Origin of the sequence: Leisingera thetidis (assembly GCF_025857195.1) — a bacterium.
Lineage (GTDB): Bacteria > Pseudomonadota > Alphaproteobacteria > Rhodobacterales > Rhodobacteraceae > Leisingera > Leisingera thetidis.
In genome coordinates this window covers 964256-987043 of sequence record NZ_CP109787.1, presented here as the reverse complement: position 1 = coordinate 987043, position 22788 = coordinate 964256, and the positions used below count along the sequence as shown (strand labels likewise).

General features: G+C 64.9%; 18 protein-coding genes and 1 tRNA gene. 8 read left to right on the top strand and 11 right to left on the bottom strand.

The window, feature by feature from the left end; all coding sequences use genetic code 11:
• Position 1 precedes the first annotated feature (1 nt).
• Complete coding sequence (locus OKQ63_RS04625) at positions 2-940, top strand: hypothetical protein (protein ID WP_264212795.1); 939 nt, start codon at positions 2-4, stop codon at positions 938-940.
• Here OKQ63_RS04625 and OKQ63_RS04620 read toward each other — a convergent pair.
• From OKQ63_RS04620 to OKQ63_RS04590, 7 genes are all read right to left on the bottom strand, one after another.
• Entirely contained in the window at positions 924-1826 is a 903-nt protein-coding gene (locus OKQ63_RS04620) for a hypothetical protein (protein WP_264212794.1), read from the bottom strand. The two genes, OKQ63_RS04625 and OKQ63_RS04620, sit on opposite strands and share 17 nt — an antisense overlap.
• Positions 1827-1881: 55 nt before the next feature.
• Complete coding sequence (locus OKQ63_RS04615) at positions 1882-3255, bottom strand: hypothetical protein (protein ID WP_264212793.1); 1374 nt, start codon at positions 3253-3255, stop codon at positions 1882-1884.
• A gap of 108 nt (positions 3256-3363) precedes the next feature.
• Positions 3364-4932 (bottom strand): class I SAM-dependent methyltransferase, encoded by a 1569-nt coding sequence (locus tag OKQ63_RS04610; protein ID WP_264212792.1) that lies wholly within the window; start codon positions 4930-4932, stop codon positions 3364-3366.
• Between the two features lie 110 nt (positions 4933-5042).
• On the bottom strand, positions 5043-7319 hold the full coding sequence (locus tag OKQ63_RS04605; protein ID WP_264212791.1) for a glycosyltransferase family 2 protein: 2277 nt from the start codon (positions 7317-7319) through the stop codon (positions 5043-5045).
• A 207-nt stretch (positions 7320-7526) separates the two neighbouring features.
• Positions 7527-7613 (bottom strand) — tRNA-Leu (locus OKQ63_RS04600).
• A 172-nt stretch (positions 7614-7785) separates the two neighbouring features.
• Entirely contained in the window at positions 7786-9366 is a 1581-nt protein-coding gene (locus tag OKQ63_RS04595) for a caspase family protein (protein ID WP_264212790.1), read from the bottom strand.
• 206 nt (positions 9367-9572) lie between these two features.
• Positions 9573-11189 (bottom strand): peptidoglycan-binding domain-containing protein, encoded by a 1617-nt coding sequence (locus OKQ63_RS04590; protein WP_264212789.1) that lies wholly within the window; start codon positions 11187-11189, stop codon positions 9573-9575.
• Positions 11190-11318: 129 nt separating this feature from the next.
• Between OKQ63_RS04590 and lipB the strand changes: the two genes are divergently transcribed.
• The gene (lipB, locus tag OKQ63_RS04585; RefSeq protein WP_264212788.1) at positions 11319-11969 is read left to right on the top strand and encodes a lipoyl(octanoyl) transferase LipB; all 651 of its coding nucleotides are present in this window, start codon (positions 11319-11321) and stop codon (positions 11967-11969) included.
• On the opposite strand, the gene OKQ63_RS04580 is transcribed toward lipB, so the two are convergent.
• Positions 11966-13657, bottom strand: coding sequence for an alpha/beta fold hydrolase (locus OKQ63_RS04580; RefSeq protein WP_264212787.1), 1692 nt, complete (start codon positions 13655-13657; stop codon positions 11966-11968). The genes lipB and OKQ63_RS04580 overlap by 4 nt on opposite strands.
• A gap of 357 nt (positions 13658-14014) precedes the next feature.
• Entirely contained in the window at positions 14015-14440 is a 426-nt protein-coding gene (locus OKQ63_RS04575; protein WP_264212786.1) for an HIT family protein, read from the bottom strand.
• A 236-nt stretch (positions 14441-14676) separates the two neighbouring features.
• Here OKQ63_RS04575 and ctaD point away from each other — a divergent pair, with 236 nt between their 5' ends.
• Complete coding sequence (ctaD, locus tag OKQ63_RS04570; RefSeq protein ID WP_264212785.1) at positions 14677-16350, top strand: cytochrome c oxidase subunit I; 1674 nt, start codon at positions 14677-14679, stop codon at positions 16348-16350.
• A gap of 153 nt (positions 16351-16503) precedes the next feature.
• Positions 16504-16986: a DUF2244 domain-containing protein gene (locus OKQ63_RS04565; RefSeq protein ID WP_264212784.1), complete on the top strand. Its 483-nt coding sequence runs from the start codon at positions 16504-16506 to the stop codon at positions 16984-16986.
• A gap of 108 nt (positions 16987-17094) precedes the next feature.
• On the opposite strand, the gene OKQ63_RS04560 is transcribed toward OKQ63_RS04565, so the two are convergent.
• A complete protein-coding gene (locus OKQ63_RS04560; RefSeq protein WP_264212783.1) occupies positions 17095-17568 on the bottom strand; it encodes a GatB/YqeY domain-containing protein in 474 nt (157 codons plus the stop codon).
• A 180-nt stretch (positions 17569-17748) separates the two neighbouring features.
• Between OKQ63_RS04560 and carA the strand changes: the two genes are divergently transcribed.
• Together carA and OKQ63_RS04550 are read left to right on the top strand one after the other, a co-directional pair.
• Positions 17749-18909, top strand: coding sequence for a glutamine-hydrolyzing carbamoyl-phosphate synthase small subunit (gene carA / locus OKQ63_RS04555; RefSeq protein ID WP_264212782.1), 1161 nt, complete (start codon positions 17749-17751; stop codon positions 18907-18909).
• A 206-nt stretch (positions 18910-19115) separates the two neighbouring features.
• Entirely contained in the window at positions 19116-20951 is a 1836-nt protein-coding gene (locus OKQ63_RS04550) for a glycosyltransferase (protein WP_491546752.1), read from the top strand.
• On the opposite strand, the gene OKQ63_RS04545 is transcribed toward OKQ63_RS04550, so the two are convergent.
• Complete coding sequence (locus OKQ63_RS04545) at positions 20914-21555, bottom strand: GntR family transcriptional regulator (RefSeq protein WP_264212780.1); 642 nt, start codon at positions 21553-21555, stop codon at positions 20914-20916. The two genes, OKQ63_RS04550 and OKQ63_RS04545, sit on opposite strands and share 38 nt — an antisense overlap.
• Positions 21556-21697: 142 nt before the next feature.
• On the opposite strand from OKQ63_RS04545, the gene OKQ63_RS04540 reads away from it, so the two are divergent.
• Both OKQ63_RS04540 and OKQ63_RS04535 read left to right on the top strand, forming a co-directional pair.
• Positions 21698-22342 (top strand): pyrimidine 5'-nucleotidase, encoded by a 645-nt coding sequence (locus OKQ63_RS04540; RefSeq protein WP_264213876.1) that lies wholly within the window; start codon positions 21698-21700, stop codon positions 22340-22342.
• A gap of 162 nt (positions 22343-22504) precedes the next feature.
• On the top strand, positions 22505-22753 hold the full coding sequence (locus OKQ63_RS04535; RefSeq protein ID WP_264212779.1) for a hypothetical protein: 249 nt from the start codon (positions 22505-22507) through the stop codon (positions 22751-22753).
• Positions 22754-22788: the final 35 nt, after the last annotated feature.

Sequence of the window (22788 nt, the reverse complement as noted above, 5' to 3'; positions counted from 1 at the left end):
CATGCTGCGCGCGCTCGCATTTGCGGCCCGGCACGGGCGGGCCGCCTTGGTGACGGGGCTGCTGGCCGGGCTGCTGCTGCCCGGGGCAGCCGCCGCTCTGCAGCCCTGGCTGCCGGAAATGGTGGCCGGGCTGTTGTTCCTGAACGCCTTCCGGATCGGCCTGCACAAAGCCGCGGGCGGGCTGGCAGACGGGATCGGCACGCTCAAGGCAATTGCCCTCTTGCAGATGGGATTGCCGCTGCTGGCACTTGGGCTGGCGTCAATGCTCGGCGTCGCCCAGACGCCTGCCGCGGTGGCGCTGATCCTGATGCTCAGCGCACCATCCGTCACCGGCAGCCCCAACATCACCGCGCTGATGGGGCACGCGCCGGAGCCTGCGTTCCGCCTGCTCATCACGGGGACCGCATTGATGCCGCTGACGGTGATCCCGGTGTTCCTGCTGGCCCCCGGCCTCGGCGACCTCGGCGACGTGCTGCGCGCTGCCGGACGGCTGATCGGAGCGATAGGCATCACCGTGACGGCGGCCTTCCTGCTGCGCCGCCTGACATTGCCGGAACTGCGCGAGGATCAGGCCAGGGCCATCGACGGGCTGACGGTGATTGCGCTGGCGGTGATTGTGGTGGGGCTGATGGCGGCGCTGGGACCTGCGCTGCGCCAGAACCCGATGCTGGTTGCGCAGTGGCTGGGCTTTGCGCTGGCCGCCAATCTCGGCCTGCAGGTGCTGGCCTTTGCGGTATTGCGCCGCCGCGCGGGCAGTGGCGCCGTGCCGTGTGCCGTTGTCGCCGGCAACCGGAACTTCGCCCTCTTCCTGATCGCCCTGCCCGCAGCCACCACCGATCCGCTGCTGATATTCCTCGGCTGCTACCAGATTCCGATGTATTTGACCGCGATCCTGATGAAGCCGCTCTACGGCCGCGCGGCGTTCAGCACAGGAAGGTGACCCCGGGCATCCCACGGATCAGCTCGGTATCGGCCAGATAGGCTTCGCTCATCTTATCCACCAGCCCCTGCGACCAGCCCGGCAGATCGATTTCCTCTTCCACCGCCTCTTCGGAGTGGAAATAAGTCAGGAACAGCGCCCGTACCCGTTCGCGCTGGTCCTCGGACAGGCCTGGGCGGCTTGCCAGATAGGCCTCCAGCCGTTCATAGCCGGACTCGGAAATGATGCCGCGGGTAATGTCCAGCTCACCGCTGAACCGGAAGCCGCCGCCCAGACCGGTCACATGGCCCAGAATGCCGGGCCAGATCACCGGAGTTTCCTCGTTGCACCAGACGGTGATGCGGCAGCCAGGGTTGCTCTGCAGGATGTCCGCGACCACGTCGGACCAGCGCAGGTTCAGGAAATCCGCGCCCGCGGCGAACTGCTCCCAGCTCCTGCTGGACTGCGACTTGAAAACCGGCCCGATCAGGGTCGCCGGGTTGCGCAGGCCAAGGAAGAACTCACAAGGGTTGCCGGGAAACAGACCCCGCAAGGCCGCTGTGTTGCTGCCGGCATTGCGGAACAGCCGTCCGCCGCTGAGCATCCAGCCCGGAACGCCGAGAAAACCGGAATTGGTCAGGATGATGCGGCTAACATCCTGATCCTTGACCATACCGGACAGCAGCGCCCCGCGCTCCTGATCGCCCGCGAGTTCCTGCTCCTGCTTGCGCAGGAGCTGGTTGATCGCCTTCATGTAGGTGCCTGGGCGGCGGATCATGACCCCGCGCTCCAGCAGCGGCAACGCGTCCTTGCGCAGTGACCAGGTCAGCTGGCCGTTGTCGGTGTTTGGAGCCCCGATGTGAAAGGCGAGAGTTATGTCCCGCATGCTGCTGTCTGTCTGTTTCATCGTCCTGTCCGGCCTCTGACCGGGCTCCGCCCCGCCGCGCAACCGCCTGCGCCGGTCACAGCCGCGCCTTCATCCGACGGAAGAACCGGTCTTCCCGCTGGCGCAGAATATAGTCGCAGACCTGTTTCGCAAGCCGTGGATGGCCGCGGTCCAATGCCAGGTTGGCAAGCTCTCGCTGGAACCGCGGGAAACTGTGCCGCCGGCGCAGCAGACGGTGGAACTGCTGCGGCAGAAGCTCACCGGCTATTGCGCCGCGGGCGATCTCCTGCAGGACGCCCATCTGCTGCAGTGATGAGCCCAGACGGTGCCCCAGCAAGGGGCAGCGCCAGAAAGTGACATTGGCACCGCCGAAACGGGCCGCATGGGCGGCATCGGGAGCCACGTAGGGGTCGAACAAGATGTGCACATCGCCTGCGGCCTGGCTGGCCTGCGCGGCATCGCCGAACGGCCCGGAAAAATCACGGTCCCAGACTTTCTTGTAGCGCATCTCCCAAGGCACAAGGGTCTTGTCGAGGGTCGACTGCGGGCTGATCGCAAAGACCGTCGCCCCCGGCGCCGCCGCAGCATAGGCCGCTGCCGCATAGCCGCCCATCGAGGCGCCGTAGAAGACCACACGAGAAAACTGCGCAAAGAACCCTTCGTCGCGCAGCTCCTCGAACTTGCGGCTGACCTCCTGGTGCCGGAACCAGGTCCAGCCGTTGGCCATCACGCCCAGCATCGACCAGCCCTGCGCCTCGATGAAGCTGAACCCCCAGGGGCGCCGGTCGTCCCGCTTGGTCATCGCGATGTCGAGATTGTCGAAGGTGACCACCAGCGTGCCGCCGCGCGGCATGAACAGAAAGGAATGCTCCTCCAGTTCGTCAAAGAAGCCGGCCTTGCCGGCCAGCCGGCGGGCCACTTTGGACCATTCGCCCGAGGGCGGCAGCATCTCCTGCGGCTCGGCTGAGAGGATCGCCAGGCCGTTCCTGCCAGCCTCGGGCGGCACCAGGGTGTTGCAGCTGCCATAGGCCTTGAGGAACGGGTAGCTGCCCGACCCCTTGCGAATCTCGATAACAAGGCGGCTGAGCGGATGCAGTACGCGGTCCAGCACCGGTTTGAAATTCTGGATCTTGTGGCGGGCGCCATAGCTGTTCAGCGCCAGGATCACGTCGTAGCTGTCCAGGCCGCGAGACTGATCCGCGACCCGGATCGCGTCCCGGTCCACACCGCCCTGTTCAAGCCGGGTCAGCCAGTTCTGCAGCCCCGTCTCATCCGGGCGGGCCTGCTGTCCCTTGCGGTCAAGGCTGATCAAGTCAATGCTGCAGCCAAAGCGCTGATGCAGCAGAATGCAAAGTTCAGGGGCCTGACCGTTGACATCGGCGACCGTGCGGACTTCGTCCACATCCAGCACTGGCAGAATAGCCTTGAAATCAAACTCTTGACTTAGCATGCGCCTTCAATTTCCTTCCACGGGCCTGCCGGTTGCGGCAAACTCCGGGGCCAGACAGCCCCCCGCGGCCCTGCCCTACCCGAAAAGGGTTAAGGATCCGGCTACCGGTCACGGCTCCTGCCCGGCCCGGGTAAGAACCGTGGAGTATTTTCCGTGCTTGGCCAAGACGTCGACGGTGCCAAAGCTCTTCATGGCACCAATGCCGCCGGAGCCCTTGCGGATATCCAGGACGATGCCGCCGCCGCTGCTGATCTGATGGCGGAACAGATCCTCGTATGTGCCGACAGGATAATGGAACCCGCAGGACGCCAGACTGATCACAAGATCGAAACTCCCCAGCGCCGCGGTATCGCCGGTCTTGGGGTTGACGGTGGTGATCTTCTCTGACGCCACGCCGTTCCTCTCCAGAAACGCGCGGGCGGTTGCCAGACTGGTGTAGCCTGCACCCTCCCCCTGAAAGCCGAAGTGGCGGCCGTTGCCCTCTTCGATATCGATCAGCACGATCTCGCATCCATAGCGGCGGTGCAACAGCAAGCTGGCAAAGGCATAGCCGCAGCCGATATCCGCCGCCCGCTTGGGGGCGATGGCATCGGTGGACTTCAGGAAGAAATCGCACTCCCGTTCGGCAATCCGGACCGACTCCTGCAGGATATGGTCCCGCTGCGCCCGGGCCTCCTGCAGCAGGAGTGCCTCGTCGCCCGCCATCCAGTCCTTGATGGTCTGGCCGGAGCTTGCCAGTTCGGAGCGCTGCAGCAGGATGTTGGCAACATCCTGATCGCTGAACATCGAATAATCCAGCGCGGCCGGATCAATTTTCTCCGATGCCGCTTCTTCCTGCCCGGCGGCGGGCTGCAGCAGGTGCCGGGTCTTCTCCGCATTGATCCCGTGCTTGGCCAGCAACGCGTGCACATAGCAGCCCGCCGCCGGCACACCGCCGTATTTGGCGGCGATATTGCGGAAGCGGCGCCCCCAGAAATGGATCGACAGCGTATCACTGCGGATATAGCCGTGCGCTTGGTTCGGGCGGTTCGGGTTCAGCACGACGCCAGCCCGTTTGAATGGCACCGGATAGATCACGTGACCGGGGCGGGAATTGGACACCTCGCCAGTTTTCTGCAGGAACCAGGTCAGCGCGTCCGGCCCCCAGACGCCCCACGGCAGGAGCGACACATGAACCCCCTGCCCGCTGTCCTTCAGCGCCTGCAATTCGGCCTGTTTTTCCGCGCTGTACCAGGGCGGTATGGGATATTCATCACTGGTGAACCGCAGCATTTCCGCCAGCGTCTTGGATGTCTTGGGCAGCCGCAGCACACCGTTGTTGACCATCGGTTTATCGTCGGAAATCCAGCCGTGGAAATGCTTGCCCTTGATATCCCAGGGCTGGCAGCAATAAGCATCGGTATCCGCCCAGATGTAATTGGTCCGGCGCAGCAAATGCAGCCGGAAAACATCGGCGTGATAGGCCGGGCTGCCCGTGCGTGCGTGGCGGATGATGCGGTCGGCCGGCAGGATTTCATTGGCATCCGCCAATTGCACCCCATCAGGCACCCCGCTGACCCTGTCATAGGTGAACAGGACCACTTCGTGACCGTTATCGAGAAAGGACTGCAGACAGAGCTGTTCCAGCCAGCTGAGCTCCGCGCCCACCCATAGCGACGCAATAGCCGGAAGTGCCATGATTTCTGCCCCTCAAAAAACCAATTAATGCAGCTGTTTAACCGCGCTTTTTTGTTAACGAATTTTAACCCGGCCTCTTGAGTCCTGTCAATGTGCAGGGCCGCTGAGCGTCAATGAGTGGTCTCGCCCCGCTCAACAGTGAACCAGAAGTCGCTGCCAGGCTCCTTTTCGGCAATTTCATCCGGGATCACGCCGGGACCGCTCAGGAAGACATTGGCGCCGAAATGCGCATGCATCCGCGACAGCTTGCGCAGTTTGTCCCCGGTCAGCTCGCGGAACAGCGCCAGCATGTCATCGCGGGTCTTCAGCTCCCCGATCTTCTCGCGGTGCTTGCGGCTGGCGAATTCATGCGCGGCGGCGATCTCCGGGTCGGCCAGCAGCCGCGCCATCTCTGCCTCCAGCGCCGGGATCATCCGCTGGATCGAGCGCTCCTCCTCGGCGTTGTTGTTCATGCGGAACCAGTAGGACAGTCCCTGATCCCGGTCGACGTGGTTCACCCGGCCGCGGTCGCGCTTGACCAGAAAACTCTCGGCGCTGCGCACCGCGTAATGGTTGAGCTGCACGAGATCATAGCCGTAGGTGCTCATCGACGAGCGCCAGCCGTTTCGGAACATCCCGCGCGGCATGTCCCGGCCGGAGCCGTTGACCCAGCGGATGTCCTCCCACAACTGCGGCTTCAGCCCCTTGGGCCGGTGGACCCCCAGCTTTTTGAAGATGCCGCTGTTGCGGAACAGGGTCTTGAACCCCCAGGCCTGATGCGGCTTGCGGGTGACCTCAAAGGCGCAGCGGGTGAATTCGCGCAGAATCAGATCGCCGGTGAAATCACGCACATCATTGTTGCCGAACAGCCGCCAGGTCATCGAGATCATGTTGGCGCCGCCCACTGCCTGGAACAGGTCCTCCAGCCGGCCCGCGCCGCATTTGATGTTGATGAATTCATCCACATCCATACAGACCAGCCAGTCGGCGTTCTGAATGACCGGCTCTTCCTCCGCTGCCTGCAGTGCCGCGTGCTGCGGCTTCAGCCCGGTGCCTCGGAACGGGTTTTCCCGGTGCTGGACAATGCCCTTCTCCTGCAGCATCTGCAGCATGGTGTCGGTGCCGTCGGTGCAGTCATTGGTGTAGACGAGGAAATCATCCACCCCGATCGCCCGGTGATACGCCAGCCATTCCAGGATGAAGGGGCCTTCGTTTTTCATCGTGGTGACAATAGTGGTCTTGGGCTTGCCGCCGCTTCGCTTGATGGCTTGTTCTTCGGGAATGCGCACTGGCTTGGCCTTGAAATAGCCCGTGGCCAGCGCCAGCAGTTCCGGCGTTTCCACCAGGCTGGTTTTCGGCACGATCTTGGAGACGGTGTCAGCCGGGTGGCGCAGTGCCATGCATCGGTAGAACCTCGCGTCAGACGCTGGATCGGGGTCCGCCCCGACCACCCGGATCAGCCGCCAGATACAGTCCTCCGCGGCCTTGGCCGGCGCCAGGCACCAGCGCGGCCGCAGCCCGGCGGCGTCGAATTGCGTGCAGATGTGATCCGCAAAGGATACCTGATCCCCCTTGCGCACCCGCCAAGGGTACGCCTGCACCCCGCCCAGGCGGAGACAACCGGAGGGCGCCTCGACGGCGCGGTCAAAGACATTCGGACCCTCGCCCGGTGCCAGCAGATCGAACAGGTCGATATTGGCCACCGCCCGGGCGCGGCCCAGGAAGCGGGCGCGCAGGATCTCGTAGACCAGGAATTCCCCCAGCGGCGCGCGCCAGGGATCGGCTGGCGGGATTTCCATCCGGTCCTTGCCCGGCGCCCCGGGAGCATTGAAAGGGTGCGCCTCCTCTGGCAGGCCCTCCTTGCCCAGCGGCAGCTTGCAATGCACCACCACAACCCGTTCGAGTCCCTTGATCGATCCAGCCTGCTCCTGCAGGTCCTGGAAAAAGCGGCGGCTGTCCGGCGGCGGCGCCCGGTCAAAGATGACTGCGCCTTGCGCACCGTGCTGTGTCACATGATAACGCAGCCAGTCAGCCGCAGATTGGGCCGTTTCGCCATTGCGAACCGCCGCCAGCGCATTGAGACCGGCGAACAGCCCCGTTTCATCCGGGTGCAGCGGCACATTGTAAAGCGCGCCATCAACGGATACCGCAACCGCAGCACGTCCTTTTTCGATCGCCGTCTCCAGAACCGGCGCCCCGCCGTAATTGCGCCAAACTGTTCTGCCATCCGGAGAAGGGACATCAAGCCGTTCGCGCGGCGTACCGGATTTGAAGAAGAGGCGGGCAAAGCGGCCATTGCTGCCAGGCATATCCACGGCATCCAGCAGCGCAGCCTGTGCAAGGGACAGCGCGCTGAACTCGCGTTCAAGGATCTTGCCGTCGCAACTGCCGGGGTCTGGATTGGGCATACTGCTGCTTCACGTTATGGCATTCTTGGTCCCGGATGCCGCGCACCCGGAGCAAATGCCCTTATAGCCGGCCGGCAGATGCGCCGGAACCGGGAAACACCAGGGCCTGCCGGCAAAGCCTGCGGCCGCTGATATTCCCGCAACAGGGCAGCGTGGCGCGGTGCCGCAAACGGCTGCTCAATCTGCACTTGGATTTTCGGGAAAGTATGGTGCGGTCGAGAAGACTCGAACTTCCACTCCGGTTAAGGAACAGCGACCTCAACGCTGCGCGTCTACCAATTCCGCCACGACCGCACTGTCTTAGGCTTGGTGTAGGGGCGTATAGACCAGCCCGGAAGCGATGTGAAGATGAAAATCATCTTTTTTGGGCCGAATGTTTGCCGCCGCGGGAAAGCGCTCTTAAGCGCAGGAAAACAGCCGGTTAATCCGGCTGTTTCTGTATCAGGCCCGGCGGCATCAGGTGGGATCAGTTGCCCTGGGCAGCCATTTGGCGGCGCAGCACCATCTCCCCGGACATCTGGTCGTAATAGGCCGGGAACTGATCGTGGTTCACCGTTGCCGCCAGGTCCTGCACATCGCGGCGCACCTGCTTGGCAAGCTGGTGCAGTGTCATGCCGGGTTCGTTCAGGCGCGACAGCAGCGCACGGGTGAAGACCGAATTCGGATCGGCGTCATTGTCCGACAGCCGGTCCAGCGCGGTCTGGCCTGCGCCCGCGGAGTAAAGGATGAAGGCGCCCTCGGGCGGCTCCATCCGCACCAGGCCGCGGCTGCCGCCGACCGAGCGCTGGCCATCCTGCGGGAACGGGTTGTTGCGGCAGGCGTCCAGAATCATGATGGTCGAGCGCGCACCCTTGCGCTGGAAGGTGCCCAGCACCCGGTCGGCAGCGATGCTTTCGCCGGTCAGGAAGCTTTCATCGCCGAAATTCACCATCGGCACGTCCGACGGCAGCAGGTAATTGCGCCCGTCCACCTCGACCCCGTGGCCGGCAAAGTAGAACAGCACCTCGTCCCCCGGCTTGATCTGGTTGGCAAAGGTGGAGACCGCGCCGTTGATGTCGCGGCGGCCGGCGTCATAAAGCGTCGTCACCTCAAAGCCAAGCGCCGCCAGGGTGCTGCTGACCGCCTGGGCATCGTTGCGCGCCTTTTGCAGCGCCGCGAGGTTCTGGTAGCCGTCGACCCCGATCACCAGAGCACGGCGGCTGATCTGCGGGGCGGCGATGTCGTTCTGCTGCAGCAGCACCGGCGTTGCCGCGGCGCCGCTGCCCTGGATGAAGGTGCCACTCTGGATCGGTGCCTGCCCTTGCGCAGCCGCCGCCATCTGGCCCTGCGGCACAAACTGACCCTGCTGCGGAAGCCGGCCCTGAGGGAGCTGGCCCTGCGGCAGGAGCTGGCCCGGCTGGCCCTGGTACTGCTGCTGCGGCACGCCGTAGGCCTGGGGCGCGGCGGCAAATCCCATCTGCTGCTGGCCGTAGGGCTGCTGCGGCGCCTGCCCGTACTGCTGCGGCACCCCGTAGGTGCCCGCGCCCGCCCCGGCCATCACCGCCTGCGGCGTGCCGTAGGGCTGCGGCTGCGGCGCCATCCGTTCCGCCAGGTAAATTTTCAGCAGGCCGCGCGGGCCGTCTGGATGCGCCATCGCCTGCTGGCTGGCCAGGTAACCGCTGGCTTGCGCCCGCTGGAACGAGCTGATCAGCAGATCCTTTTCGAAATCGTTCAGCTGGCCGGTGACGGGATAGCCCATATAGGCCTGATAGGTTGAGACCGCCTCGCGCGATTTGCGGCCCAGCTGGCCGTCCACCGTGCCCGCCGGAAAGCCGAAGTAGTTCAGCGATTCCTGGATCTGGCGCCCCTCTTGCGTTGAGGGCAGCCGGGAACGCCGGGGAGCCTTGCTGCCGGAGCGGCGCTGCTGATTCTTGGTCAGAGCGCCGCCGATGATGCCGCCGATTATCGCTCCGGCGGCAAAATCGCCCGCGTCAGCAGACACGCGGGCCGCCGGCGCCATGGCCAGCGACAGACTCAATGCGAATGTGGAAAGCAGCTTGAACCGCATGAAACCCCCTAAGAGAATGCACTTTCTGATTGCGCCGAATTTACCTGGAAACACGCCGCGTCAAAGACTGGATTCCAGCACTTAAACGTAAAAATTCTGCCAAAACCGCCGGGATGCCGCACAATTTCAACTTTTTTCCGGCCACAAAAAAAGGCAGCCGGCAATTCAGCCGGCCGCCTGACTGGTCTGAAACCAGGTCTGCGCCGTCAGTCAGTGCTGAAGGAGGGCAGCGCCGCCGCGCCGCCGGACGCCTGCACCGGCTGCACCCGGCCGCCCGCCAGCTTGGCCGAGGCGGCCTTGATCAGCTCTGCGCGCCCGGGCTGGCCGGGGGCAAAGACCGGCGGGGTGCCGCTTTCCAGCGAGATCACCGCCATGCCGTACCACTCCTGCGCCCTTGCGGAGGCAACCGGAGCGCCAAAGCCCAGCGCCAGGTGGTGGCCGATCAGCTCGGCATAGGGCCGCTGGCCGGTGCCGGTCAGGATCAGGGCAGCCCCCAGCGCCACATCCATGTCATCGCGGCGGTACCCCGAAAACAGGCAGATGCCTGCGGTATTGGCCAGCTGTTCCAGCGACATGCCGGATTGCAGCACGAACTTCTGCACATCCCCCATCACCTCGCCGCTGCCGGCGGTGCCGAGCTTGGCCAGGAACGGCGCCACCGCCGGGCCGAAGGCATCGCACTGGCTGTCGATCTGCGCCTGGCTGACGCCCTGCACCTTGCCGGCCCGGGTCTCGCCCGCGTTGATGGCATAGGTGCGCGCAAGGCAGAACTGCTCGCCCAGCGCCAGTTCCGGGTCGGTCATGCTGTCCGTCGTCATGAAGCCGCCGTTCGAACTGGTCAGCAGGCTCACCTTGCTGCAATAGCTGGTGAGCGAGGCGCTTTGCTCAGGCTGGTCGAACAGGGTGATACCGCCCAGCGAAGTATTCTCCTGCCCGGAAAATGCAGCCACCGTGCTGCGGTTCTGCTGCACCGCCTGCACCGGAGCGGCTTCACCGGGGTCCGCCATGCGGCAGGCGCCCTGGTCGCAGGCAAAGCTGGCCGGGGTCACGCCGCGGGCCAGAAAGTCGTTGCGCTGGTACCCTTGCGGGGTGGAGGCAAAAACCATCACTGAGCAATTCGACGCGCCGCACCAGAACGAACTGCCGGAAACCGAGGTGTCCAGCACATAGTCATTGCGGCCGTCACCGTTGAGATCGGCCAGCTGCATGAAGCCGGTGCGCTGCAGCAGCTGCTCGCCCGAGGGTTCGGAGCTGGCGGCGACCTCGTCCACCGCGTGGCTCACCTCGGGCGGCAGGCCGCCATAGGTGTTGCCGCCGTAGCTGCTGCCGGCGGTGCGCAGGCCTGCGGCCTCATCGCGCCAGGCATGCAGCAGGCCGCGCACGCCGTGCGGGCCCTGCATCGCCTTGATCACCTGCGGGCCGCCGATTTGCGCCCGGTTGTAGGAACTGACCAGGAAATTGCGCTCATAAGGCGCCAGGTAGCCGGTGGCGGGATAACCCATGTGGACCTGGTACTGGGTGATGGCCCCGCGCGAGCGGCGGCCCAGCACCCCGTCCGCAGTGCCCGCAGGGAAGCCGAAATAGTTCAGCGCCACCTGGGTCTCGCGGTTCTCGGCCCTTGCGGCGGAATAGACCGGCGCCCGCCGGTAGGTCCGGGTGGTGCTGCGCTGGCGCTGCTTGTTCTTGTGAATTTCATTGACGATCACGCCGCCAATGACGCCCCCGACAATTGCGGCGCCCAGATCGTCCGCGATGGCAGGGCCTGTGGCCGAGGTTGCCAGAAATACGGCAGTCAGGGCCGGCTTGAGCGGCTTGGTAAACATGATACTCGCCCCCTATGGATACTCGTTACGGAATCAGGATACTCCACAGGCAGCGCAGGCACCTAGGAGTTTTACGGCCGTTTAACCGGGCCGGCTCCGCCGGAAGGACGGAAAAGGACAGCAACGGCCATGGTTGAGTGGATCACATCGGACGGTCTTGTTGAATATGATCAAGCGGTTGCCTTCATGGAGGAGCGCGCCGCAGGGATTTCTGCGGGCACCGCGGAAGAATGCATCTGGCTGGTCGAGCATCCGCCGCTTTACACCGCCGGCACCTCGGCCAGGCGCGAGGATCTGACCGATCCGGACCGGTTTCCGGTTTTTGAGAGCAAGCGAGGCGGCCAGTACACCTACCACGGCCCGGGCCAGCGGGTGGTCTATGTGATGCTGAACGTCGGCCAGCGCGGCCACGACGTGCGCCGGTTCGTGCAGCAGCTGGAAAACTGGGTGATTGCCGCGCTGGACGAGTTCAACATCAAGGGCCATATCCGCGACGGCCGGGTCGGCGTCTGGGTCGAGCGCCCGGACAAGCCGCGCACCGCCAGCGGCGCCATGGCCGAGGACAAGATCGCCGCGATCGGCATCCGCCTGCGCAAATGGGTGAGTTTCCACGGCATCTCGATCAACGTGGAACCGGAGCTGGAGCATTTCACCGGCATCGTGCCCTGCGGCATCACCGACTACGGGGTGACCAGCCTGGTGGACCTGGGGCTTCCGGTCAGCATGGCGGATGTCGATGTCGCCCTCAAGCGCAGCTTTGAGCAGGTGTTCGGCAGCTAGGCCACATCCCGCGCTGCAGCGGCGCAATCCTGCAGCGCGGTCAGAACCAGCTCCGGGAAGGTGTAGAACAGCAGCGCGCCGGCTTCCTGGCTGACGCACAGCTGGGCGTTGCGCATGCCGCTGAGGGCCTCGCGCACCACCGGCAGCGGAGCCACATGGTCCTCGCCGCCATGCACGAAGACCGCGCGGGTGTCATGGGCCAGCGCCATTTTCTGAAACCCCTGCCGCAGCATCTGCACATCGGCCAGAAACCCGGTGCCGCCCTGCTGCAGGAACAGCGCCTGGCTTTGCCGCAGCAACGGCAGCAGCTCCATCCGGCCGAGCATCTCCCGCTCGCGGCTGCCGCGGGCGGTCTGAACCTGCAGCAACGCCTTGTGCCCGTACCAGTGCAAGGCGCCGGACCAGACCCTCACCAGGGCAGGCAGCAGCCAGCGGGCGCGGGCGGCGGCAAAGGCCACCATCCAGGCATAGCCGCTGAGGCCGGAAAACTGCCGCGGCGAGCTGATAGCGCAGTTGGACGCCGCCGCCACCAGGCCGGAGATCCGGCTGTGCAGGCGGTTGGCTGCCAGGCAGCCATAGAGCGCGCCGCCGCGGTGGCTGAGCAGAACCGGCCGCTGCAGGTTCTCCCGGGTGATCAGCGCATCGAGCTGCCGCACAAAGGCATCCGCCGGGTCCTGCCCGCGCGGCAGCGGCGCCGATCTGCCGTAGCCGGCCCGCATCGGCGCATAGACCCGGAACCCCAGCCTCCGCAGCTGCGGCTGCAGCCTCTGCAGCGGCGCAAGGCCGTCCAGGATCCCGTGCACATAGATGACCGGCTGGCCGGTCTCTGCTCCGAACCGGAAATACTGGCAGCGCTGCCCGCTGCTGTCGCGGAATTCCTCCGCGGGCGGCAGCAGTGCGCCCCGGGCGATTTTCAGATCCCGGGTGTGCTCGGTCATCAAGAAGGCGGTCAGGCGGATCAGCTCGGCGGTGCCCGGCGCCCCGGTCCTGGCCGCCACCTGCTGCAGCCCGGCGGGCACCCGGCCGCCGGCGCCGCTCATCACCGCCATCAGCGGCTCGATGCCGGAGTTCTGCAGACCCAGGGCTGCTGCAACCGGGCCGCAGGCTTCGCTGGTCCATTCCCAGTCCAGCCGCTCCGCCATAACCGCCGCCGTGCTGCCGCTGCCCTCCAGCCGGACCGGCCGGACCAGGAACCGCTCGCCGGAGCGGCGGGTGCCCAGGAGCAGGACATCCGTCCAGCAGAAAGCCCCCCCGCGCACCTGCTCCAGAAAATTGCGCCACCGGTCCGCTGCCCCGCGGGTCAGCCCCATCGCAGCAGGCAGGTCCGCACCGCCGCTGAGCTGCCGCGCCGCCCGCGGCGAGGCATTGAGCAGCCCGCCCGCCGGCCCGGCACCGGCCAGCAGCCAGAACCGGCTGCAATTGCCGGAGTATCCGCATGGATGCGGCCGCCCTTCACGATCCCACTGCTGCTCCTGGATTTCACCCGCGCGGGCGAAATGCGCCTGCAGCACCGGCGCCGTCCTGAGCCGGTCCAGCGGCTGCCCGGCACCGGACGCCTCTGCCCCGCCGGCTCCTGCCTGCGGCCCGGTGCAGAACCGGTCGAATTGCTCCGGCCGGATCATCGTCTCGTAAATTGCGGCGACGACCTGGTCCTGCGACAAGGCCTGCGCGCGGCACAAGAGCGTCACTGCGCCCCTCCAATACTGCTTTCCACGTCAAAGAGGCAGCGTGCCCTGCAATCCTGCGCAGAGGTGCGGGCCATCCGGCCCGGATGTTTCAGGCAGCCAGCCTGTCAACTGAAAATTCCCGGCTGATGCCACCCTGAGCAGAGCTGGCATACCATGCCGGATCACCCCCAATTCTTGGGGCCCCATACGCTTGGGCGCGCGCGCCCTCTTTGACCTACAACTAATTTGGGAAACAGCTATGATCAAATTCAACTAAAATTCAACATTTAATTCAAAAGCCCATATTCATGGGTGGGAACGCCGCCTTCTGCAAAGGCGGCGTTTGCCGGTTATCCGCAAAGCAATGCGGAGCGGGCATTACTCTTCGGAAAGGGCTGCGCGGATCTTTTCCGCCTGTTCCCCGATCAGCGCCATGTCCCCCATCTGCCCCGGCGGGCGCAGGCGGTCGCCTGCGCGGCGCGGCAGCACATGCATGTGCAGGTGGAACACTTCCTGCCCGCCTGCTGCCTCGTTGAACTGCTGCACGGTGACACCATCGGCACCAAACGCCTTGACCACCGCCTGCGACAGTTTCTGCACCGTCAGCATCACTGCCGCCAGCTGCGCAGGGCTGGCATCCAGCAGATTGCGGCAGGGTGTCTTTGGAATCACCAGGAGGTGCCCGTCGGCACGCGGCATGATATCCATGAAAGCCAGCGTCTCGCCGTCCTCATAGACGCGGGTCGCGGGGATCTCGCCGCGCAGCAGCTTGGCAAAGATATTGTCGGGGTCATAAGCGGGCATGCGCCGGGCCTCCTTTTTCTGGCGTTCCCCCGGTTGTGCGCGCGCCGCCCGGCCAGGTCAAGCACCCCCCTCCGCAGGGCCCGGAATGGCGTTCAAGTCCCTGCGGCAATAAATCTTGATCCAGATCAAACTCCGCCATTGAAGGCCCCGGCGGGCCGCTCTAATACTCCCAAGGAATCCAGGCCGCCCGGAGTCCGTCTCCGGGGGCCTTTCGTTATGCAGCAGGAGGCACCTAAATGGCAGACGCAGCCATTCATGGTCACGGCCACGAGGACGAGCGGAGCTTTTTCACCCGCTGGTTCATGAGCACGAACCATAAGGATATCGGCATTCTTTACCTGATCGTCTCGGCGATTGCAGGTCTCATCTCCGTCATCTTCACCGTCTATATGCGGCTCGAGCTGATGGAACCCGGCGTTCAGTACATGTGCCTGGAGGGTGCGCGCCTTGTCGCCGATTCCGCCGCGGAATGTACCCCGAACGGCCACCTCTGGAACGTGATGATCACCGCCCACGGCATCCTGATGATGTTCTTCGTGGTGATTCCCGCGCTGTTCGGCGGTTTCGGCAACTATTTCATGCCGCTGCAGATCGGCGCACCGGACATGGCCTTCCCGCGCATGAACAACCTGTCGTTCTGGATGTATGTCGCAGGCACCTCGCTGGCGGTCCTCTCGGTTGTCTCCCCGGGCGGCAATGACCAGCTGGGCTCCGGCGTCGGCTGGGTTCTGTACCCGCCGCTCTCCGTGAACGAGGGCGGTTACTCGATGGACCTGGCGATTTTCGCCGTGCACGTCTCGGGCGCTTCGTCGATCCTGGGTGCGATCAACATGATCACCACCTTCCTGAACATGCGCGCGCCGGGCATGACCCTGTTCAAGGTGCCGCTGTTCTCCTGGTCGATCTTCGTCACCTCCTGGCTGATCCTGCTGAGCTTGCCGGTTCTGGCCGGCGCCATCACCATGCTGCTGATGGACCGCAACTTCGGCTTCACCTTCTTTGACGCAGCCGGCGGCGGCGACCCGATCCTGTATCAGCACATCCTGTGGTTCTTCGGCCACCCGGAAGTGTATATCGTGATCCTGCCCGGCTTCGGCATCATCTCCCACGTCATCGCCACCTTCGCACGCAAGCCGGTGTTCGGCTACCTGCCGATGGTCTGGGCGATCATCGCCATCGGCGTGCTCGGCTTTGTCGTGTGGGCGCACCACATGTACACCGTCGGCATGTCGCTGAACCAGCAGGCCTACTTCATGCTGGCCACCATGGTGATCGCGGTGCCCACGGGCGTGAAGGTGTTCTCGTGGATCGCCACCATGTGGGGCGGCTCGATCGAGTTCAAGGCACCGATGATGTTCGCCTTCGGCTTCCTGTTCCTGTTCACCGTTGGCGGCGTGACCGGCGTGGTTCTGTCTCAGGCCTCCGTGGACCGTGCCTATCATGACACCTACTACGTTGTGGCCCACTTCCACTACGTGATGAGCCTCGGTGCCGTGTTCGCGATCTTCTCGGGCGTCTACTTCTACTTCGGCAAGATGACCGGCCGCCAGTACAACGAGCTGGGTGCCCAGATCCATTTCTGGATGTTCTTCATCGGCGCCAACCTGACGTTCTTCCCGCAGCACTTCCTGGGCCGCCAGGGCATGCCGCGCCGCTACATCGACTACCCGGAAGGCTTTGCCTACTGGAACAAGATCTCCTCCTACGGCGCGTTCCTGTCCTTTGCCTCGTTCCTGCTGTTCTTCGGCGTGGTGATCTATTCGCTGCTGCGCGGTGCCCGTGTCACCCAGAACAACTACTGGAACGAATACGCGGACACCCTGGAGTGGACCCTGCCCTCTCCGCCGCCCGAGCATACCTTTGAAATCCTGCCCAAGCAGGAAGACTGGGACCGCTCGCACTCGCACTAAGCGGCTGAGATCGTGACATCGGCAAAAGGCCCCGGCGCAGATGCTCCGGGGCCTTTTTCATGCGGCCTGCCTGCGGTAATGGCCCGCAGTGGAAATCCGCCATTTCCGCCACATCTTTCACTAAGACCACTCTTCTTCCGCAGGCGCAATCCAATGCCCTACAACTGGACCCGCCCTGAAACCGGCGCCGAGCGCGAGCTGCATCTCTGGCCGCATCAGTCGCTGCCTGCCCAAGGCTATGCACGCTTCCTCGGACTGACCGCGGCGCTGATCTGCGTGCCGCTGGTACCTGTGCTGGGCTCGACCCTGCTGTGGGGGGTGCTGCCGTTCCTGCTGCTGGCGCTGTTCGGGATGAAGTTTGCCCTCGACCGCAGCCGCCGCGACCACCAGATCCTCGAAGTGCTGACCATCGGACCCGAGGAGGCCCGGCTGGAGCGCATCAACCCCGACGGCGGGCGGCAAAGCTGGCACTGCAACCGCTATTGGGCCAGCGTCGAGATGCATGACGATGACGGGCCGGTGCCGCATTATGTCACCCTGCGCGGCTGCGGCCGCGAGGTGGAGATCGGCGCCTTCCTGTCAGAAGACGAACGGGTGGCGCTGTACGGCGATCTCAAAACCGCCTTTTCCCGCTGAGCAAATGGAAAAGGCCCGCCAAAGCGGGCCTGCTCTCTTCATCTTTCCGGCAATACTTCCGCCGGAGGCACCGCGCATCAGCGCGGTTCCCGCCCGCCGGAAAAGACCTCAGCAGCCGCCCTTGCTGCAGAGCTGGTCCTTGACCATCGGGCCTGCTTTGCCAAAGTCCATCTGGCCGGTGTATCTCGCCTTCAGGGCGCCCATCACCTTGCCCATGTCGCGGATCGATTCGGCACCGGTTTCCGCCACCGCCGCGGTGATCGCCTCATCGACTTCATCGTCGCTCAGCTGCTGCGGCAGGAATTCCTCGATGATGGCAATCTCGCCCAGTTCCCGCTCCGCCAGGTCCAGCCGCCCGCCTTCCTCGTAGGCGCGGGCGCTTTCCTTGCGCTGCTTGGTCATCTTGCCCAGGATGGCAAGGATTTCTCCTTCATCGATGCCGCCCTCCTCGCCATCGGCGCGGGCGGCAATCTCCCGGTCCTTGATCGCCGCATTGATCAGCCGCAGCGTGCACAGCCGCTCGGCCGCCTTGTCTTTCATCGCCTGCTTCAGGGCCTGATTGACCCGTGTGCGCGTATCCATATTCAAAAGCATCCCCATGGTTGCCGGACACTGATGGTTATCCATTCTGCGGCCCCTGTGCAAGTTTGCTGTAAATTTTCAATTCCGGACCCCGCGTCAGCCCGTCCCGCCTTGCAGGCTTGACCCGCTACTGCGCTCCCCTTACAAGCCCATGAATTTCACCGCATGGAGACTCGCGCAATGGCCGCTTCCGCCCCGTCCAAGCCCACCGCATGCCTGGCGCTCGCAGATGGCACCGTCTTTTACGGCACCGGTTTCGGCGCCACCGGCGACACCGTGGCCGAGCTCTGCTTCAACACCGCAATGACCGGCTATCAGGAGATCATGACCGACCCCTCCTATGCCGGCCAGATCGTCACCTTCACCTTCCCCCATATCGGCAACACCGGCGTGACGCCCGAGGATGACGAGACCGCCGACCCCGTCGCCGCAGGCATGGTGGTGAAATGGGATCCGACGCTGGCCTCCAACTGGCGCGCCACCGAGGAGCTGAAGGACTGGCTGACCCGCACCGGCCGCATCGCCATCGGCGGCATCGACACCCGCCGCCTGACCCGCGCGATCCGCCAGCAGGGGGCACCGCATGCTGCCCTGGCCCACGACCCGGAGGGCAACTTCGACGTCGAGGCGCTGGTTGCCAAGGCGCGGGAATGGTCCGGCCTGGTCGGTCTCGACCTGGCCAAGGAGGTTTCCTGCGCCCAGAGCTACCGCTGGGACGAGATGCGCTGGGCCTGGCCGGAGGGCTATGCCCGCCAGGAAGCGCCCAAGCACAAGGTTGTGGCCGTTGACTATGGCGCCAAGCGCAACATCCTGCGCTGCCTCGCCTCCGCCGGCTGCGACGTGACCGTGCTGCCCGCCACCGCCACCGCGGAAGAGGTGCTGGCCCACAGCCCCGACGGCGTGTTCCTGTCCAATGGCCCGGGCGACCCGGCCGCCACCGGCGAATACGCGGTGCCGATGATCCAGGAAGTCCTGAAGACCGGCCTGCCGGTCTTTGGCATCTGCCTGGGCCACCAGATGCTGGCGCTGGCCCTGGGGGCCAGGACCGTCAAGATGAACCACGGCCACCACGGCGCCAACCACCCGGTCAAGGAACACGCCACCGGCAAGGTCGAGATCACCTCGATGAACCACGGTTTTGCGGTTGACGCGCAGACCCTGCCGGAAGGCGTGGAAGAGACACACGTGTCGCTGTTCGACGGCTCCAACTGCGGCATCCGCGTTTCCGGCCGCCCGGTCTATTCGGTTCAGCACCACCCCGAGGCCAGCCCCGGCCCGCAGGACAGCTTCTACCTGTTCGAACGCTTTGCCGAGGCGATGGCCGCGCGCAAATCTGCGTAAAAAATCTGTTAACCATGCCGTCCAGCGGCATGGTTAACACTGAATTTACCAATTCTTAAAGCACCGCCGCCAGCCTGAGCGCCTGTAGGGTTCCTAGGTGCGGGCAGCCAATGGGTTTTGTGTCACAACCGTTGCGGCAGTTTCGGCAGCCGCAAACTGCCGGGAAACGGACTCCGGCTTTGCCGCAGCCGGTGGATGGCGGCAGCATGATGAAGGCGCTGGTGCTGCGCCAGCACCAGAAGGCGGCGCTGGGACGGGTGCTGGTGGCCGAAGGGCTGGCCAGCGAAGACCAGGTCCAGGACACGCTGGCCCGGCAATACCGGATGCAGCGCGCCGACCTGAACGGCCAGGTCGCCAATGCCCGGCTGCTGGCCCGAAAACCCGCTCAGTTCTGGCTGCGCCACTCCGCGCTGCCCTGGATGCAGCTGGGCCAGACCGTGACCGTCGCGATTGCCCATCCGGACCGGTTCGAAGAGTTGCTGAGCGAATTGCACGGCAGTTTTGCCAGCATCACCCCGGTACTGGCCAGCGAGGCGCAGATCACCGCGCTTCTGACCGCACATTTCAGCCCTGCCCTGGTGCGCCAGGCCAGCTGCAGCGTTATCCCGAGGCTGAGCTGCCGCACCCTGCAGCCCGCCAGGGGCCGTGCGCTGCTCGCCGCCTGCACCCCGCCCGCGCTGTACCTGGCTTGGACTGCACCGGCAGCAGTCTTCACCACTCTCAGCCTGCTGGCGCTGCTGTCGGTGCTGCTGTTCACGGTGCTGAAACTCTGCGGGCTTGCTGCCTACTGGTCCACCCGGTTCCGCCGCCGCGGCTTGCCCCGATGGCGGCCTGCCACCTGTCCTGCGCGGCCCGTCCGGCCAGTCATTTCGGTCATGGTCCCGCTGTTTAAGGAAGCCGAGATCAGCCGCGCGCTGCTTTCGCGCATTCGCAAACTCAGCTACCCGCGGGCATTGACCGACGTGATCCTGGTGCTGGAGGAACATGATGCTGTCACACGCGCTGCGCTGGCCGCCACCCGTTTGCCGCCCTGGATCCGGGTGGTGGAGGTTCCGGCGTTCGGCGGGCTGACCACCAAACCAAGAGCCATGAACTATGCGCTGAACTTCTGCCGCGGCTCGATTATCGGGGTCTGGGACGCGGAGGACGCACCGCAGGCGGATCAGCTGGACCTTGTGGCCGAGGCCTTTGCCCGTGCGGACAAGAGCACCGCCTGCTTTCAGGGCGTTCTCGACTATTACAACCCCGGCACCAACTGGATTTCCCGCTGTTTCACGCTGGAATATGCCAGCTGGTTCCGCATCGTGCTGCACGGCATCGCCAGCCTGGGCCTGGTGGTGCCTCTGGGCGGCACCACCATGTTTGTCCGCCGCTCGGTGCTGGAGGACCTCGGCGGCTGGGATGCCCACAATGTTACCGAGGACGCGGATCTGGGCGTCAGGCTCTACCGCGCGGGCTACCGCACCGAAATGCTGCCCAGCACCACATTCGAGGAAGCCAACTGCCGGCCCTGGCCCTGGGTCAAGCAGCGTTCACGCTGGCTGAAGGGGTTCATGGTGACCTACCTTGTGCATATGCGGCAGCCGCTGCGGCTGCTGGCGGAACTCGGCTGGAGGCGGTTCCTGGGGTTCCAGGCGTTTTTCCTTGGCACGGTCGGGCAGTTCCTGTTTGCACCGGTGCTGTGGTCCTTCTGGCTGATCGCCCTGGGACTGCCGCATCCCAGCGCAAGCACCGTGCCGCCGCTGCTTCTGTCACTGGCGGCGGCGGCTCTGGTGTTTTTCGAACTGCTCGGACTGGTCATCAGCATCACCGCGGCCTCTGCGATGGGGCGGCCCTGGCTGGCGGCCTGGGCACCTGCGATGATCTTCTATTTTCCGATGGGGGCAATCGCCGTGGCCAAGGCAGCGCATGAACTGCTCGCCCGCCCCTTCTTCTGGGACAAGACGGCGCATGGCGTGAAACCCGCGGCGAAACGGTGCCGCAAGCGCCGCCTGCTGCACAGCGTCACCGCCCTCTGGCGTCCTGCTTCAACCGGGTCATGAAGGCGATGGAGATGTGTTCCTTCAGCGCCTCGCCCGCAGCCCCCTCATCGCGGCGGCTGATCGCTTCGACAATGCCCTTGTGCTCGGACTGGGCAATCTCGCTGCGTCCCTCGGCGGCCAGAGAGGTGGTCGCCATCAGCGCCATCGTACGGTGCACCAGGTCCAGCTGCTGCACCAGGTAGCGGTTATGCGAGGCCAGGTGGATCTGCTCGTGAAAGCGGCGGTTGGCCTTGGACAGTGCCGCCGGATCGCCGATCAGCTTGTCATCCGCCTCGACCATCTCCTTCAGCACCTTGATCTCTTCCTCGGTGGCATGGCGCGCCGCCAGCCGCGCCGCCAGCCCCTCCAGCTCGCGCCGCACCACATAGAGCTCGGCCATCTGGTTGTGGTCCAGCGAGGCCACGATCAGCGAGCGCCCGTCGCGTTCCAGCAGCGATTGCGTCTCCAGCCGCTGCAGCGCTTCGCGGATCGGGGTGCGCGAAACGCCAAAGCGTTCGGCCAGGTCGCTTTCCACCAGCCGGTCGCCGGGCTTGTAGATCCCCGAGTCGATCGCCTCGAGGATCAGCGCATAGGCATCTTTCTGGTTGCTGCGGCTCTGGCTCATGGTCGTTCCTGTCTTTTCCGGTTTGCCAATCTCTACAGCCCGGCGGGCAGCAATCAACCCTGATGGCGCCAATGTGCTGAAAACCCGCAGGCAAAATGCGCTTTTGATTGCAATCGCGGCACGCCCGTCCTACTCCGGCACCATGCCCAAGCAGTCCTTTTCGCATGTCACCCAATGGGTGTTTGATCTCGACAACACCCTGTACCACCCATCCGCGCGGCTGTTCGACCAGATCGAGGTCAGGATGACGGCCTATGTGATGGACGCCCTCAAGGTGGATCGGGCCGAGGCCGACCGCCTGCGCAGCCATTACTGGCGCACGCATGGCACCACCCTGGCTGGGCTGATGCGCGAGCATGACCTGGACCCGGAACCCTATCTGGCGGCGGTGCATGACATCTCGATGGACCACCTGCAAAAGGACGCGCCGCTGGCCGCCGCCATCCGCAGCCTGCCGGGCAAGAAGATCGTCTACACCAACGGCTCCGCGCCTTATGCCGGGCGGGTGCTGGCCGCGCGCGGGCTGTCGGGGCTGTTCGACGGGGTCTTTGGCGTTGAGCACGCGGATTACCACCCCAAGCCGGAACGCCGCGCCTTTGACCGGGTCTTTGCCCGCGCCGGCGTGATCCCGCAGCAGGCGGCGATGTTCGAGGATGACGAACGCAACCTCGCCGCCCCGCATGCGATGGGGATGCGCACGGTGCATGTGGCGCCGGAGCCTGTGACAGCGGACCATATCCACCATCACTCCGATGATCTGGCCGGTTTCCTGGCCGCTCTGACCTGATTTCGCCCCTTGCCGGCGGCGCGTTCAGACGCCATCCGCCGCATATCCGAATGTGCACAACCGCATGCCGGCATTTCTTTGCACCTGCGGCAAAATGGACCTGTTTGCTGCATGTTTTCCTCCCTATATGCGCCGCGGAACCGTTCTTCTGGAGACCGACTCATGAGCGCATATGCCCTTCCCGAACGCCTGACTCTGTGGCAGCGGATGCTGTTCGCCGTGCCGCTGCTGGGGCGGATGATCAAGGAGGTCGCCTACGGCCCGGAAGAGAACCTCTATTATGCCATTGCAACCCTGGTCAGCCTGTGGGGCTGCTCAATCCTGCTGTTCGGAATTCCCGGCCTCTACATCCCTGCGGTCTGCATGGTGCCGGTGGTATTCACCCTGCTGATCACCATCACCCGCGGCTAAGGGGCACGCAGCCCGCGCCGGCCCCCTGCGGCCAG